Source organism: Methylobacterium sp. HMF5984, from assembly GCF_045033435.1.
Taxonomy (GTDB): Bacteria; Pseudomonadota; Alphaproteobacteria; order Rhizobiales; family Beijerinckiaceae; genus Methylobacterium.
The window spans coordinates 459,168-473,043 of the sequence record NZ_JBJFLN010000001.1 but is presented as its reverse complement, the minus strand read 5'-3'; the positions used below and the strand labels follow the sequence as shown (position 1 = coordinate 473,043).

Below are 13,876 nucleotides of genomic sequence, written 5' to 3'. Positions count from 1 at the left end.
GGGCGGGCGATGGCCGGTACCGCGGCACGTTCGACGCCCCGGCCGGGTCCCGTGTCAGGCGGGGTCGATCTCGAACTCCATGCCGCGGCCGGGGCCCTGGTCGGCATAGCCGACGAGGGTGTAGCCGCGCTCGGCGAGGGCGGCGTCGAGGTGGTCGCGATGCTTGCGGTAGAGCTGGCCGATCGCCAGCGGCGTCAGCCGCGGGTTGCCCTGGCGCAGCCGGTCGACGCCGATCTGCAGCGGCGCGCCGTCCCGGTCGGCGATGCGCACGATCGCGGATGCGAGCTCGGCCGCCTTCGTCTCGGAGGCGGATTTCGCCTTGAACGCCATGCCCTCGTCCTCGCCCCGGCTCAGTCCGTCAGCTGGCGCGCCTCTTCCGGCAGCATGATCGGGATGCCGTCGCGGATCGGGTAGGCGAGCTTGGCCGAGCGGCTGATCAGCTCCTGGCGGCCGGCATCGTAATCGAGGGTGCCCTTGGTCAGCGGGCAGACCAGCAGCTCGAGGAGCTTCGGGTCGACGCGGGTCGCCTCGACGGCGGTGCTCTGCGTGGTCATGTCCTGCGTCATGCTCTGGTTCTCCATGGGAAGCCGTGCCGGTCGGTCGCGAAGGCGCAGGCGCTCGTCGCCGCCGGGCCGTCCTTCGAGCCGTCACTGCATCGTCGGCTCGGGCCCGGTGCTGCGCACCATCTCCATCTCGGTGACCGCGACCAGGATCTCGGCGCGGGTCTTCAGGTCGGCGGCCTCGAGCATCGCCTGCTTCTCGCGGACGCCGAACGGGCTCATCATGCACAGCGCGTTGACCAGGGCCTCGTTCGGCGCCTCCTCGATCCCGGCCCAGTCGACCTTGAGGTCGTTGGAATCGACGAAGTCGCGCAGCGCCCGCAGCACGCCTTCGCGGTCCACCGCGTCCTCGCCGGCACGCGCGGTGAAATCGATGGCGAAGTCGTCGTAGCTGACCTGGCAGCGGCGATAGGCGCCGGTGGTGGCCAGCTCGCTCATCACCCGGAAGCGGCCGATGCCGGTCAGCGAGAGCAGGTAGCGCCCGTCGCCGGTCTCGGCGAACTGGGTGATCCGCCCGGCGCAGCCGACGCGGTACAGCTTCGGGTTCAACGGCGAGGCGCCGCCCTCGGCGTCGGGCTGGATCATGCCGATGACCCGGTCGGTCCGCAGGGCGTCGTCCACCATCGCGAGGTAGCGCGGCTCGAAGATGTTGAGCGGCATCTGCCCGCGCGGCAGCAGCAGGGCGCCGGGCAGGGGGAAGACCGGGATGACGGGCGGGCAATCGCCCGGCCCCTTGTAGCCCGCATGCGTGCTCATGATGCCTCCAGCAAGACAGAACCTTCGGCTTCCCTCTGCACCCGCAGATCCGCCCTCACGCGAACAGCAGCGTCGAGAGCTTGCGCCGTCCGCGAATCGCGGCCGGATCCATCGGGCCCCAGGCCTCGAAGAACTGGAGCAGCTGCTTGCGCGCGCCGTCCTCGTTCCAGGTCCGGTCGCGGCGGATGATCTCGATCAGGTGATCGACCGCCTTCTCGCGCTCGTTCCCGGCATTGAGGCCGAGGGCGAGGTCGAACCGGGCCTGGTGCGCGTCCGGGTTCGCGGCGACCTCCGCCTCCAGGCCGGCGAGGTCGCCGAGCGCCGCGGCCTGCTCGGCCAGGACGATCGCGGCGCGGATGCCGGCGAGCCCCGGGTCGGCGGCCTTGGCCTCCGGCACCATCGCCAGCACCTGCTTGGCGTTCTCCAGCTCGCCGGCGTCGAGCTGGATCTTGGCCAGGCCGGCCAGGGCCGCGACGTTGTCGGGCTGCTGCCCGAGCACCGCCGCGTAGAGCTCGGAGGCGCCGGCGAGGTCGCCCTCCGCCAGCGCCTGCGCGGCTTCCGCCATCACCTGATCGATCTCGCTCGGGCCGGCGAGACGGTCGAAGAAGGTCTTGATCTGCGCTTCCGGCAGGGCGCCCTCGAACATGTCGACCGGGCGGCCCTGGTCGATGGCGACCACGGCGGGCACGCCCTGCAGGCCGAGCTGCTGGCCGATCTGGCCCCAGACCGCCGGATGCTCGTCGACGTTCATCTTGACCAGCACGACCTTGCCCGCGGCGGCGCGGACGAGCTTCTCCAGCACGGCGAGCAGCGTCTTGCTCGACGGTGCGCGCGGCGACCAGAACGCGACCAGAACGGGACGGTTCGCCGATTCGGCGATGACGTCCTGCCGGAAACCGGCCGTGGTGGTCTCCCGGATCAGGTCGGACGCACCCGGGTGCGCGTCCGTCGCGAGCGTGTCGTTCAGCATGCGGTGTCGGGCCTTGGAACCAAATGTCGCCAGACCGGGTACATGGGACTCGGGCACGCGGCTGACCAGTGCGGTGCGCGCGCTCTCGCGCGGCGGAATCGGGCAAATCCGCAGGTTTCGTCGGGTTTTCGCCGGTCCCCGAGGGCTGTCCCGCGCGCGGTGCCGGGCCGAGACCGGATCGCTGCATCCCAGGGTGGAGCGCGTCGTGCGGTGCGCCCCGACCCTCGAAACGCCGGGCCTACTGCGCGGGGGCGCCGGCGGCGGCCTTGGCCTGCGTCACGAAGGTCCCGGCGAAGGTGCGGCCGTCCGGCGTCGAGGCCTCGCAGGCGATGGTGGTCTTGCCCGGTGCCGGCGTCGAGAAGGTGCAGGCGCCGACCGCCGGGGTCGGGTTGCGCACGATGCCCTTGTCGCTCGACGTGCCGGTGGTGACGAGGTTGATCGGCTGCAGCGGGTCGGTCTCCTCGGTGCGCTCCTGCTGCGCGCCGGTGCCGCTGAAGCTGAGCGTGCGCCCGTCCGTGGTGGTGAAGTCGAAGGTCGTGCGCCGACGCTCGGCGCTGTTCCCAAGGGTCGGCCTGCAGGCCGAGGTGGCGTCCTTCCCTTCGATCGTCAGTTTCTCGCAGGTGCCGTCGAGCTGCACCGCGGCCTGGGACCGGGCGGGGCCCGACAGCGCCAAGGGCGCGGCGAGCAGGGCGAGGGCGAGGCGGCGAGAGGTCTGTGCGAGCGTCATGCCGTCCGATCTAACGCGCCGCGCGCATCCGTCGAGCCCGGCGCGCGTTCGCCTCACCCGCCGAAGCGCAGGGCCCGGTCGTTGGGCGCGGCGAAGTCCAGCGCCGGCCCCACCGGGACGATGCCCGTCGGGTTGATGGTGGGATGGCTCTCGTAATAGTGCCGCTTGATGTGGACGAGGTCCACCGTCCCGGCGACGCCCGCCAGGGCGTAGAGGTCGCGCAGGTAGTTCGACAGGTTCGGGTAGTCGGCGATGCGCTGCCGGTTGCACTTGAAGTGCCCGACATAGACCGCGTCGAACCGCACCAGCGTCGTGAACAGCCGGATGTCGGCTTCGGTGAGCCGCGCGCCGCACAGGTAGCGCGACCGGTCGAGGCGGGCGTCCAGCGCGTCGAGCTCGGCGAACAGCGCGGCGAAGGCCTCCACGTAGACGGATTGCGCGGTGGCGAAGCCGGCCTTGTAGACGCCGTTGTTGACCCGGTCGTAGACCCGGGCGTTCACCGCATCGATTTCCCCGCGCAGGTCGTCCGGGCAGAGGTCCGGCCCGCCGCCGTGGAAGGCCCCGTCGAGCATGCGGATGATCTCGGCCGATTCGTTCGAGACGATCGTCTTCCGCTCGCGGTCCCACAGCACCGGCACGGTGACGCGGCCGGTATAGCGCGGGTCGGCGGCGCGGTAGACCTCGTAGAGCCGCGTCGCATGGTGGATCGGATCGGGGGTGGCGCCGGGGCTGTCGCCGAACACCCAGCCCTCGGCGCCCATGTGCGGGTCGACGACGGAGACGGAGATCGCGTCCTCGAGGCCCTTCAGCGCCCGCACGATCAGGGTGCGGTGCGCCCACGGGCAGGCGAGCGAGACGTAGAGGTGGTAGCGCCCGGGCTCGGCCTTGAACCCGCCCTCGCCCGAGGGGCCGGGCGACCCGTCGGCGGTGACCCAGCTGCGGAAGGCGGAGGCCTAGCGCTCGAAGCGGCCGCCGGTCGACGCCGTGTCGTACCACTGATCCTGCCAGACGCCGTCGACGAGCAATCCCATGGGTGCGATCCGTTGTTTCGCGCGTCGCGCCGTCCGTCGGGAGGGCGACGCGGCGAGGGGGAAAGGTTGTGGCAGGCTTGGTGCCTCTCACAAAACCCCCGTCGTGGCATCGCCGACATAGTGAACGGCCGCGGAGGTCGGGGGTTTTGTGAGGTGCACTTAGCCCGTTTCCTGCTTGGATGTCTTCCTCGGTCGTCGCCCCGCGCAGGCCTCGGCATCTCGCATTCGATGCCGGACCGTGAGACGGGTGGCACGATCCCGCCGAAACGTCCGGAGAGAAGGCCCGATGTCGCTTGCCCTCGCGATCCCCGCCGCCGAGGCGGCCGTGTTCACCGCCGGATGCGCCGCGATCCACGCGCTGCGGCGGCAGGCCGACGGGGTGACGCTGGGCCTGGCCGGCCTCCTCGCGATCGTCGTCCTGCTCCTCGGCATCGCGTGGACGCCGGACCTCTACCTCGCGGCCCAGACTGACGACGTCCTCGTCGAAACCACCCTGAGCCAGCCGATCCCCTGACGCGATCTTGCAACGGGAGAGCATTCCACGTGATCCGGGGATCGCGGAGAATGCTCTAGCCGGCCGCGCCGGCCCGGCGCCCGGCGGCCACATCGAAGTCGTCGGCGGGCAGGCGGGCGAGGAAGCGCTCGGCGAGCTCGAACAGCAGGATGTCGGGGCGCACCCGCTCGACGTAAGCCCAGTCGAAGCTCGACGACCACACGAAGTGCACCTCGGCGAAGCTCTCGGCCAGCAGCCCGGTGAGCAGCATCGGCGCGAAATGCGCGTAGGAATCGCCGAACAGCACCACGCGCCGCGGGTCGGCGGCGGGGTTGGCGTTGCGGTAGACCACGTGCGCGCCGACATGCAGGTCGACCTCGGTTCCCGCTTCCTCGGAGGCCGCGAGCAGCGCCCCGGTCTCGACGCGCACCGCGTCCCGGTGGATCTGCGGGCGCACCAGGCGCTCGACCGGCCGGCCCGGCAGCTTCGCGCCGAGATCCATCACCCGCTCCGTCACGAGGACGGGCCGGGTGCCGATGTCGGCCGGCGGGACCGCGGCGAGCGCCCGCATCAATTCGCGATAGGCGAGCAGGCATCCCTCGGCCGACCAGTGCGTGTCGGTCTTGAGGTAGAGCGGCACCGGCCCGTCGCGGGCCGCGCGAAACGGGCCGAGCAGGTCGAGATAGGTGGCCTGCCCCGCGAGCTTGCGGGCGAGGCGACGGGTCGAGGCCCGGGCCGGATCGTAGCGCAGGTCGATGGTCTTGTGATCGTAGACCGAGAGCTTTTCCGGCACGATGAGCTGGACGCAGCGGATGCCGAGCCCGGCCGCGCGGGCGGCGCGCGCCGTGATCAGCCGGGTCCAGCCGCGCAGGGTCCACCACTGCCGCAGGGTCCCGCGGTAGCGCTGCATGACGTCGTTGCTGCCGCCGATGAGGAACAGCCAGCCGTCGCGCCCCTCGTGGACGGTTTCCCGGACGGGGGGGACGGGCGAACGCTTCGGGGCCATGGCCGGTGCTTTAGCCGCAGGCCGCGCCCGGCGGAAGTGAGGAGCCGGCACGGGTGCCGGGGCGTTCGGCCCTCATGGAGCCCGCCCAGACCCTCGCGCCACCGGTGCTTTCGCCGCCCGTCCTTTCGCCGCCGCCCGCGCCGGCCGTCTCGTCGACGGCGCGGCCGGCACGCTTGTGGCGTCCGCGGCGCGTCCTGGCGACGCCGGCCGCCCTGGAGCACGCGCACGGCCGGGCGATGCTCGCCCGCGCGGAAGCGCTCGGGCTCACGGTCGAGCGCCTGACGGCCAACCGCCTCACCGGCCTGCGCCAGGCCGACCCGCGCCGGGCCTACATCGAGGCGAAGGCGACGCTCGCCCTCGTCGTGGCACCGCCGACCAAGCTCCGGCTCCAGCCGATCCCGCCCTCGGCCGACTGGCGCTTCGACCTCGCCGAGGGCTGCCCGGCCCATTGCCAGTACTGCTACCTCGCCGGCTCCCTGTCGGGGCCGCCGGTGACGCGGGCCTACGCCAACCTCGACGCGATCCTGGCCAATCTCGGCGCCTATCTCGGCCATGGCGCGGTGACCTCGGCGCAGGCCGAGCGGGCACAGGAAGGCACCACCTTCGAGGCCTCGTGCTACACCGATCCGCTGGGCATCGAGCACCTCACCGGCTCGCTCTCGGCGGCGATCCGGCATTTCGGTGCCTGGGAGGCGCCGGTGCAGCTGCGCTTCACCACCAAGTTCGCCGCGGTCGAGCCGCTGCTCGACCTGCCGCACAACCGCCGCACCCGCATCCGGTTCTCGGTCAACGCCCGCACCGCGACGCGCTACGAGGGCGGCACCGCGAGCCTCGACGCGCGGCTCCAGGCGATGCGGGCCGTGGCGCTGGCGGGCTATCCCGTCGGGCTCACGATCGCGCCGATCCTGCCGGTGCCGGATTGGGAGGCCGGCTATGCCGGGCTGATCCGCGAGGCCGCCGCGGCGCTCGCCGACGTGCCCGACCTCGACCTCACCGCCGAGCTGATCACCCACCGCTTCACCCCGGGCTCGAAGCAGGTGCTCCAGGGCTGGTACCCGGGCTCCGACCTGCCGCTCGACGAGGCCGAGCGCGCGAAGAAGCTCACCAAGTTCGGCTCGGTGAAGTACGTCTTCCCCAAGGAGCTGATGCGGTCGATGCGCGACACGCTGTTTGCCGCGCTCGCCCGCGACCTGCCCGCGGCGCGGATCCTCTACTGGACCTGATCGCGCGCCGCGCCATCTCCGTCCGGCCGCGACAGGAAGCCCGCATGCCAGAGACGCCGACGCAAGATGCGCTGAAGCAAGAGGAGCCGGGACAGGACGCCCGGCAGGCGCCCCTGATCCTGACGCTCGAGTTCGACGCGGACACGTTCGCGCGGTTCGACGGCCTGCGGCGCCAACACTTCCCGAAGGCGCTCAACCGCATCCCGGCCCACGCCACGCTGTTCCACAACCTGCCCGGCGCCGCCGAGGCGGGCGTGCGCGAGACGATCGCGATGCTCGCGCGCACCGTGCCGCCGCCCGAGGTCGCAGTGACGGGGCTGCGCTTCACCGGCCGCGGCGTGGCCTACGTCCTCGATTCCGAGCCGCTCTCCGCCTTCCGCGCGCGCCTCGCCAAGACCTTCGACGCCCACCTCACCGCCCAGGACAAGCAGGGCTGGCGCCCGCATGTCACCGTGCAGAACAAGGTCGACCCCGACACCGCCCGCGCGCTCCACGCCGCCCTCGCCGACGACTTCGCGCCGTTCCGCTTCACCGCGCCGGCCACCCGCCTGTGGCGCTACCTCGGCGGTCCCTGGGCCGAGCGGGCGCGCTTCGCCTTCGGCGAGAACGCGTGATGGTCTCGATGAATCCTCCCCACGGCGCCCGCGATCGATCGGGCACGGCGCGATGAGCCCCCCCGCCCCGCTGCGGCGCATCCCGTTCCTGTCCCACGCCACCTCCGTCTGGCTCCGGCTGCGCCTCAACGAGGTCGGGCCGTTGCTGGCGCTGATCTGCGTCAGCGGGCTCGGCTACGCCTTCTTCGCCCTGGCGCACGAGGTCGGCGAGGGTTCGACCGAGGCGCTCGACCGCAAGATCCTGCTCGCCCTGCGCAACCCGGCCGACCTGTCCGATCCGATCGGGCCGCGCTGGCTCGAGGAGACGATGCGCGACATCACCGGGCTCGGCAGCGTCTTCACCATCGTGTTCCTGACGGCGTCGGTCGCGGCCTACCTCGCCCTGTCCGGCAAGCGCCGGGTCGGTCTGTTCGTGATCGGCGCGGTCGGCGGCGGCGAGCTGGTCTCGACGGTGCTGAAGCTGTTCTACCATCGCCCGCGGCCGGACCTGGTGCCGCACGGCATGGACGTGTTCACGGCGAGCTTCCCGAGCGGCCACGCGATGATGTCGGCGATCGCCTACCTGACCCTGGCGACGCTGCTCGCGCGGATCGACCGCTACCGCCGCGTCAAGGCGCTGGTGCTGGCGCTCGGCGTCACCATGACCCTCCTCGTCGGGATCAGCCGGATCTACCTCGGCGTCCACTGGCCGAGCGACGTGCTGGCCGGGTGGTGCATCGGCGCCGCCTGGGCGGCCCTGTGCTGGTTCGTCGCGCTCCAGCTCCAGCGCAGCGGCGGCGTCGAGGCGCCGGACCCGCCGCCGGCCCGATGACGGCCGCATGCCCGCCCGGCGCCGTTAGGGTTAACCATCACTTAAACCTGACGAGACGAAGCTTTTCGTGCTCCCTTGCATTGATGAAATGCCAACAAGATCCGGGATGACTTTCGTGACCTTGACGACGCCCAAGATCGAGCGCCGCCACAGCGACCGCCGCCGGGCCTGCCTCGGCGGCACCCTGCGCCTCGCGGCGTTCCTGCCGGAGACGGCGTGCCGCCTGCGGGACCATTCGCTGACCGGCGCCCGCATCGTCGTCGCGGAGGACGTGGTCCTGCCGCGCGTCGTCGACCTCACGGTGACCGGCCGCAACGTGACCGGCCGCAACGAGACCCGCCGCGCCGAGGTCGTCTGGCGCGACGGCACCCAGGCCGGCCTTGCCTTCCTCGATCAACCGGCGCGCGAGGACGGCGCGGCGGCCGAAGCCCGGGCCGCCTGGAATGCGGCCGCCCCGCCCGACCGGCTGCACTGAGCGCGCCGGCGCCCGGCGGAACCCTGCGATCCGGCCCCGGGTTTCCCCGCTTCTCACCGACCGAGACGGGGATGCATGGCAGACGATCACGGGCTCTCGCGACGGACCCTTCTGCGGGCCGGCGGCGTCACCCTCACCGGCGCGGCGCTCGCGGCTGCGGACGCGGCCCGCGCCGCGACGACGCCCGGCCCGACGGTGCCGGCCGACACCGGCGCGGTTCAGGGCGGCCGCGTGCAGTTCCCGAACTGGCGCGGCCAGGGCGACCGGCCTCCGGCGCCGACGCCCGCGCCGCAGCCGCCGGGCCAGCGGGTCGGCTACTGCGTCGTCGGCCTCGGGCGCCTCAGCCTCGACGAGATCCTCCCGGCGCTCGGAGAGGCCAAGCGCTCGCGGCTCGTGGCGCTCATGTCGGGCACGCCGGACAAGGCCAAGCTCGTGGCCAAGCAGTACGGCGTCGCCGAGAGCGCGGTCTACGGCTACGGCGACTGGGACAAGCTCAAGGCCAATCCCGAGATCCAGGCGGTCTACATCGTCACCCCGAACGCGGTGCACCGCGACGACGTCGTCGCCGCGGCGGGGGCCGGCAAGCACGTGCTGTGCGAGAAGCCGATGGCGGCCTCCTCCGCGGAAGCCCGCGCGATGATCGCGGCGTGCGAGCAGGCCAAGGTCAAGCTGATGATCGCCTATCGCTGCCAGTACGAGCCCTACAACCGAGAGGTCGTGCGCCTCGTGCGCTCGGGCGAGTTCGGCAAGCCGCGGATGATCCAGGCCTTCAACGGCCAGACCTCGGGCCTGCCGGAGCAGTGGCGCCTGAAGAAGGCGCTGTCCGGCGGCGGGGCGTTGCCGGATATCGGGCTCTACTGCCTCAACGGCGTGCGGGCGCTGCTGGGCGAGGAGCCCGACCTGATCCAGGCGCACACCTATTCGCCGCCCGACGACCCGAAGTTCCGCGAGGTCGAGGAGAGCGTGAGCTTCACCCTGCGCTTCCCCTCCGGCGTGCTGGCGCAGTGCATGACCAGCTACGGCGTCCACGAATCGCGCCGCCTGTCGGTGCATACCGGCGGCGCCGACATCGATCTGCAGAACGCCTTCGCCTATGTCGGCCAGCGCCTCGTCATCACCCATCGCGACGGCAAGGCGGTGTCGCAGGACACCAAGGTGCTCGGCGCGAAGAACCAGTTCGCCCTGGAGATGGATCACTTCTCGCGCTGCATCCAGGAGAACCGCCGGCCGCGCACCCCCGGCGAGGAGGGCCTGCAGGACCAGGTGCTGATGGAGGCGATCTACGAGGCGGCCCGCACCGGCGCGCCGGTGCCGATCGCGCCGATCCCGGGCGCCGGCCTCGACGCCACCCGCGGCCCCGAGCTGGACGAGGCGGGTTGACGCGGCGGCCGCCGGAGCGTCGCGGGCCCTGGATGGGAGGGGCCGCGGCCCTATCGTAGAACACATCATGCTCGACACCGATCCGAGCGGCTTCGTCCGCGACGCGCGCCACCTGCGGCTCGACACGTTCGTGCGCCTGCGCTGGCTCGCGATCACCGGGCAAAGCGCCGCCGTGGTCGGGGCGCAGTTCGGGCTCGGGCTCGGGCTGCCGTTCGGCTGGTGCTTCCTGGCGATCGCCGCCTCGTCGTGGCTCAACCTCGGCCTGCGCATCCGCTTCCCGGCGAGCTACCGGCTGAGCGCCGATTCGGCGGCGCTGCTGCTGGCCTTCGACATCGTGCAGCTCGCCGTGCTGCTGTTCCTCACCGGCGGGTTGCAGAACCCGTTCTCGCTGCTGTTCCTCGCCCCGGTGCTGATCTCGGCGACCGCGCTGCCGCCGGAGCGGACGCTGGCGCTCGGCCTGCTGGCGATCGGGCTGGCGACGCTGCTGGCCCTCGTCCACCGCCCGCTGCCGTGGTTCGCCGACGGCCGGATCGAGCTGCCGTTCCTCTACGTCTCCGGGGTGTGGACGGCGATCCTGCTCGGCACGGCCTTCACCGGCGTCTACGCCTGGCGGGTCTCGGAGGAGACGCGACAGCTCGCCCAGGCGCTGGCCGCGACGGAGCTGGTGCTCGCCCGCGAGCAGCACCTGTCGCAGCTCGACGGGCTGGCGGCGGCGGCGGCGCACGAGCTCGGCACGCCGCTCGGCACGATCATGGTGGTGACCAAGGAGCTGGTGCGCCAGCTCGGCCCCGACGCGCCGCCGGCCGTCGCCGAGGACCTGCAATTGCTGCGCGAGCAGGTCGATCGCTGCCGCGGCATCCTCTCGAAGCTCACCTCGCTCGACGGCGACGGGGCCGGCTTCCTCGAGACCTTGAGCTTCAGCCATCTCATCGAGGAGCTGGTGGCGCCGCACCGCGCGATGGGCATCGCCCTCGACATATCGAGCGCGGGCGACGCGCCGGAGCCGGATTGCCGCCGCAACGCCGGCGTGATGTTCGGGCTCGGCAACATCCTCGACAACGCGGTCGATTTCGCCGACGCCCGGGTGGTGATCGAGGGGCGCTGGACCCTGGACCGGGTCACCCTGGAGATCCGAGACGACGGCCCCGGCTTCTCCGCCGAGGTGCTGCTGCGGGCGGGCGAACCCTACGTCACCACCCGCAGCCCGGACCGCACGGCGGGCCAGAACCAGGGCGGCACGGTCGGCGCCGGCCTCGGCCTCGGGCTGTTCATCGCCAAGACGCTGATCGAGCGCTCGGGCGCGCAGATCACCCTGGCCAACGCCTCGAAGCCGGGAACGCACGGGGCGCAGGTCCGGATCTCCTGGGCGCGCCACATCTTCGAGCGGGGTGCGGCGCTCCGTCATGCCCCCGAATTCGGTACCCGGCCACCCCTGCCCGCGGGCGATGTCGCGCCTATATAAACTTTCAACGAATACAACGAAATGTTTGAGGAGCTTCTCATGCTGACGCAATCGAGCTCGTCGGGCGCCCCGGATGCTGTGGCGCTCAACGACGCCGACCCGCTCGCCGCGTTTTCCGACCGCAGCCTTCTGATCGTCGACGACGACAAGCCGTTCTCGACCCGCCTTGCCCGCGCGATGGAAGCGCGCGGCTATCACGTCCAGGTCGCCGAGAGCGTGGCCGAGGGCGTCTCCGTGGTCGAGGCCCGGGCCCCGGCCTTCGCGGTGATCGACATGCGGCTCGGCGACGGCAACGGGCTCGACGTGATCGCCCGCCTGAAGGAGCGCCGGCCCGAGGCCCGCGGCGTGATCCTCACCGGCTACGGCAACATCGCCACCGCCGTCACCGCCGTGAAGCTCGGGGCGTTCGACTACCTCGCCAAGCCGGCCGATGCCGACGAAATCCACGGGACGCTGATGGCGCAGCCCGGCGAGCGGGCCGACCCGCCCGAGAACCCGATGTCGGCCGACCGGGTGCGCTGGGAGCACATCCAGCGGGTCTACGAGCTGTGCGGACGGAACGTCAGCGAGACCGCGCGGCGGCTGAACATGCACCGCCGCACCCTCCAGCGCATCCTCGCCAAGCGGGCGCCGCGCTGAGGCGGGGGGCCTCCCGGCCCTCCGCTTATCGGTTGCACAGGATGCGACAATCGGGGTACTGCCGCCTTCGCAAGCGGGACGCACATCCGTGCCGCCGGAGGAAGGGGTCCTCGTGAACACCCGCAACCTGATCACGATCCTCAGCATGATGGTGCTGGTGGGAACGGAAGTCTTCGCGGTGGCGATCGCCGCGGGCTGGGCGATCGCCGGCCTGTTCGAGCTCGGCGATACCGTCGGCCACGTGCTGATGGGGCTGTTCAGCGTGGTCGCGGCTTGGATCATGCTCCAGCTCTGGCAGCGCGCGACCAGCATCGAGCCCCTGCGCACGGCACCTCGGGCCGCGCGCCGGTGATGCCCGGTCTCGGCACGTCCCGTGTCGATCCCCGCGCCCGGCTCGGCCGCCCCGACGTTCGTCACCGCCTTCTTCCGATCCAGACCCTGCTGAGTGGCCCATCATGAAAGCCCGCATCGTCGTCACCTTGAAGACCGGCGTCCTCGATCCGCAGGGCAAGGCGATCGAGGCCGCGCTCAAGTCCTTCGGCATCGCGTCGATCGAGGGCGTGCGCCAGGGCAAGGTGTTCGACATCGAGGTCGCGGCCGCGGACCGGGCCGGCGCCGAGGCGACGCTGAAGACCGCCTGCGAGAAGCTCCTGGCCAACACCGTGGTCGAGAACTACGCGATCGAGATCGCGTGATGCGTGCCGCGATCGTCGTCTTCCCCGGCTCGAACCGCGACGCCGACGTCGCCCGCGCGCTCCGGCTTGCCGGGGCCGAGGTCACGACCATGTGGCACGCCGACACCGCGCTTCCCGCCGGCACCGACCTTGCCGTCCTGCCCGGCGGCTTCTCCTACGGCGACTACCTGCGCTGCGGCGCCATCGCCGGCCGCGCCGCCGCGATGGATGCGGTCCGCGCGCACGCCGCCCGCGGCGGGCTGGTGCTCGGCATCTGCAACGGCTTCCAGATCCTGTGCGAATCCGGCCTGCTGCCGGGCGTGCTGATGCGCAACGTCGACCGTCGCTTCATCTGCCACCGGCAGACGCTGCGCGTCGAGCGCACCGACACGCGCTTCGCCGGCGCCTACGCGAAGGGCGAGGTCATCGACGTCTGCGTCGCGCACGGCGAGGGCAACTACTTCGCCGACCCCGAGACGCTGGCCCGGATCGAGGGCGAGGGACGGGTCGCGTTCCGGTACTGCGACGCCGACGGGCAGGTGACGATCGCCGCCAACCGCAACGGCTCGCTCAACGCCATCGCCGGGATCTACTCGGAGGGCGGCAACGTCCTCGGGATGATGCCGCACCCGGAGAACTTCGTCGAAGGCCTGGTCGGCGGCACCGACGGGCGTGGTCTCTTCACCAGCCTCGCCGCCTGAGCGGCCGCCGATACTGATGTCGGCCCGGTCGAACCGGGCGATGATTTGAGGAACGCCGGATCCTTAACCGCGCGTTAACTTTTTCGATTGAATGTCGGGGCATTCCAGATGTCTGGATGTCGAGTGAGACCTCCGTCCCGCTCTGTTTGATGCCTCCCTGAGACTTCAAAGCCGCCCGTCAGGGGCGGCTTTTTTTGTTCCGCATCGGAACTACGTCCCTCCCCCCTGGAGCGGGGGAGGGTGGGCCTCGCGTCAGCGAGGGTCGGGAAAGGGGAGCCACGGTTCCGAACGGCGCGCTGACCCTCGCCCGACCCGCTTCGCGGGCCACCCTCCCCCGCTTCAGGGGGAGGGAAG

At 71.7% G+C, this 13,876-nt stretch carries 17 protein-coding genes and 1 pseudogene; 11 read left to right on the top strand and 7 right to left on the bottom strand.

The features are described 5' to 3' along the window. Positions 1-54: 54 nt before the first annotated feature. The 6 genes and pseudogenes from ACFZ8E_RS02235 to ACFZ8E_RS02210 all read right to left on the bottom strand — a co-directional run bounded on the left by ACFZ8E_RS02235 (position 55) and on the right by ACFZ8E_RS02210 (position 4,044). Positions 55-330 (bottom strand): adenylosuccinate synthase, encoded by a 276-nt coding sequence (locus ACFZ8E_RS02235; protein ID WP_147725635.1) that lies wholly within the window; start codon positions 328-330, stop codon positions 55-57. A gap of 20 nt (positions 331-350) precedes the next feature. After that, complete coding sequence (locus tag ACFZ8E_RS02230) at positions 351-554, bottom strand: Trm112 family protein (protein WP_147725643.1); 204 nt, start codon at positions 552-554, stop codon at positions 351-353. A gap of 93 nt (positions 555-647) precedes the next feature. Beyond that, on the bottom strand, positions 648-1,316 hold the full coding sequence (locus ACFZ8E_RS02225) for an LON peptidase substrate-binding domain-containing protein (protein WP_147725636.1): 669 nt from the start codon (positions 1,314-1,316) through the stop codon (positions 648-650). A gap of 55 nt (positions 1,317-1,371) precedes the next feature. Then, on the bottom strand, positions 1,372-2,286 hold the full coding sequence (locus tag ACFZ8E_RS02220) for a co-chaperone YbbN (protein ID WP_243936937.1): 915 nt from the start codon (positions 2,284-2,286) through the stop codon (positions 1,372-1,374). A gap of 238 nt (positions 2,287-2,524) precedes the next feature. After that, a complete protein-coding gene (locus ACFZ8E_RS02215) occupies positions 2,525-3,013 on the bottom strand; it encodes a hypothetical protein (RefSeq protein ID WP_405041871.1) in 489 nt (162 codons plus the stop codon). 53 nt (positions 3,014-3,066) lie between these two features. Continuing rightward, positions 3,067-4,044, bottom strand: a pseudogene (locus tag ACFZ8E_RS02210) (glutathione S-transferase family protein). Between the two features lie 286 nt (positions 4,045-4,330). Between ACFZ8E_RS02210 and ACFZ8E_RS02205 the strand changes: the two are divergent. Beyond that, positions 4,331-4,558: a hypothetical protein gene (locus ACFZ8E_RS02205; protein ID WP_243936939.1), complete on the top strand. Its 228-nt coding sequence runs from the start codon at positions 4,331-4,333 to the stop codon at positions 4,556-4,558. Positions 4,559-4,613: 55 nt separating this feature from the next. On the opposite strand, the gene ACFZ8E_RS02200 is transcribed toward ACFZ8E_RS02205, so the two are convergent. Continuing rightward, a complete protein-coding gene (locus ACFZ8E_RS02200; protein WP_405041870.1) occupies positions 4,614-5,543 on the bottom strand; it encodes a hypothetical protein in 930 nt (309 codons plus the stop codon). Between the two features lie 53 nt (positions 5,544-5,596). On the opposite strand from ACFZ8E_RS02200, the gene ACFZ8E_RS02195 reads away from it, so the two are divergent. The 10 genes from ACFZ8E_RS02195 to purQ all read left to right on the top strand — a co-directional run bounded on the left by ACFZ8E_RS02195 (position 5,597) and on the right by purQ (position 13,522). Continuing rightward, a complete protein-coding gene (locus ACFZ8E_RS02195) occupies positions 5,597-6,766 on the top strand; it encodes a radical SAM protein (RefSeq protein WP_405041869.1) in 1,170 nt (389 codons plus the stop codon). Between the two features lie 44 nt (positions 6,767-6,810). Further along, positions 6,811-7,380, top strand: a complete 570-nt coding sequence (locus ACFZ8E_RS02190; protein WP_243951613.1) for a 2'-5' RNA ligase family protein — start codon at positions 6,811-6,813, stop codon at positions 7,378-7,380. 52 nt (positions 7,381-7,432) lie between these two features. Continuing rightward, positions 7,433-8,191 (top strand): phosphatase PAP2 family protein, encoded by a 759-nt coding sequence (locus tag ACFZ8E_RS02185; protein WP_147858874.1) that lies wholly within the window; start codon positions 7,433-7,435, stop codon positions 8,189-8,191. A 115-nt stretch (positions 8,192-8,306) separates the two neighbouring features. Next, positions 8,307-8,666, top strand: a complete 360-nt coding sequence (locus ACFZ8E_RS02180) for a PilZ domain-containing protein (protein ID WP_243951615.1) — start codon at positions 8,307-8,309, stop codon at positions 8,664-8,666. A gap of 75 nt (positions 8,667-8,741) precedes the next feature. Then, a complete protein-coding gene (locus tag ACFZ8E_RS02175; protein WP_405041868.1) occupies positions 8,742-10,046 on the top strand; it encodes a Gfo/Idh/MocA family protein in 1,305 nt (434 codons plus the stop codon). A 67-nt stretch (positions 10,047-10,113) separates the two neighbouring features. Beyond that, positions 10,114-11,508 carry an ActS/PrrB/RegB family redox-sensitive histidine kinase gene (locus tag ACFZ8E_RS02170; RefSeq protein WP_147728651.1) on the top strand — a complete coding sequence of 465 codons (1,395 nt, stop codon included), beginning with the start codon at positions 10,114-10,116 and terminating at the stop codon, positions 11,506-11,508. A gap of 39 nt (positions 11,509-11,547) precedes the next feature. Continuing rightward, positions 11,548-12,147 carry an ActR/PrrA/RegA family redox response regulator transcription factor gene (locus tag ACFZ8E_RS02165; RefSeq protein ID WP_147728650.1) on the top strand — a complete coding sequence of 200 codons (600 nt, stop codon included), beginning with the start codon at positions 11,548-11,550 and terminating at the stop codon, positions 12,145-12,147. A 112-nt stretch (positions 12,148-12,259) separates the two neighbouring features. Further along, positions 12,260-12,499: a hypothetical protein gene (locus tag ACFZ8E_RS02160; RefSeq protein WP_147843713.1), complete on the top strand. Its 240-nt coding sequence runs from the start codon at positions 12,260-12,262 to the stop codon at positions 12,497-12,499. A 103-nt stretch (positions 12,500-12,602) separates the two neighbouring features. After that, entirely contained in the window at positions 12,603-12,842 is a 240-nt protein-coding gene (purS, locus tag ACFZ8E_RS02155; protein WP_147728648.1) for a phosphoribosylformylglycinamidine synthase subunit PurS, read from the top strand. Continuing rightward, positions 12,842-13,522, top strand: coding sequence for a phosphoribosylformylglycinamidine synthase subunit PurQ (gene purQ / locus ACFZ8E_RS02150; RefSeq protein ID WP_147843714.1), 681 nt, complete (start codon positions 12,842-12,844; stop codon positions 13,520-13,522). The genes purS and purQ overlap by 1 nt, the downstream gene beginning before the upstream one ends. Positions 13,523-13,876: the final 354 nt, after the last annotated feature.

Coding starts and splice junctions, on each gene's coding strand:
- ACFZ8E_RS02235 (WP_147725635.1), bottom strand. CDS start 330: ATGGCGTTCAAGGCGAAATCCGCCTCCGAGACGAAGGCGGCCGAGCTC.
- ACFZ8E_RS02230 (WP_147725643.1), bottom strand. CDS start 554: ATGACCACGCAGAGCACCGCCGTCGAGGCGACCCGCGTCGACCCGAAG.
- ACFZ8E_RS02225 (WP_147725636.1), bottom strand. CDS start 1,316: ATGAGCACGCATGCGGGCTACAAGGGGCCGGGCGATTGCCCGCCCGTC.
- ACFZ8E_RS02220 (WP_243936937.1), bottom strand. CDS start 2,286: ATGCTGAACGACACGCTCGCGACGGACGCGCACCCGGGTGCGTCCGAC.
- ACFZ8E_RS02215 (WP_405041871.1), bottom strand. CDS start 3,013: ATGACGCTCGCACAGACCTCTCGCCGCCTCGCCCTCGCCCTGCTCGCC.
- ACFZ8E_RS02205 (WP_243936939.1), top strand. CDS start 4,331: ATGTCGCTTGCCCTCGCGATCCCCGCCGCCGAGGCGGCCGTGTTCACC.
- ACFZ8E_RS02200 (WP_405041870.1), bottom strand. CDS start 5,543: ATGGCCCCGAAGCGTTCGCCCGTCCCCCCCGTCCGGGAAACCGTCCAC.
- ACFZ8E_RS02190 (WP_243951613.1), top strand. CDS start 6,811: ATGCCAGAGACGCCGACGCAAGATGCGCTGAAGCAAGAGGAGCCGGGA.
- ACFZ8E_RS02185 (WP_147858874.1), top strand. CDS start 7,433: ATGAGCCCCCCCGCCCCGCTGCGGCGCATCCCGTTCCTGTCCCACGCC.
- ACFZ8E_RS02175 (WP_405041868.1), top strand. CDS start 8,742: ATGGCAGACGATCACGGGCTCTCGCGACGGACCCTTCTGCGGGCCGGC.
- ACFZ8E_RS02170 (WP_147728651.1), top strand. CDS start 10,114: ATGCTCGACACCGATCCGAGCGGCTTCGTCCGCGACGCGCGCCACCTG.
- ACFZ8E_RS02165 (WP_147728650.1), top strand. CDS start 11,548: ATGCTGACGCAATCGAGCTCGTCGGGCGCCCCGGATGCTGTGGCGCTC.
- purS (WP_147728648.1), top strand. CDS start 12,603: ATGAAAGCCCGCATCGTCGTCACCTTGAAGACCGGCGTCCTCGATCCG.
- purQ (WP_147843714.1), top strand. CDS start 12,842: ATGCGTGCCGCGATCGTCGTCTTCCCCGGCTCGAACCGCGACGCCGAC.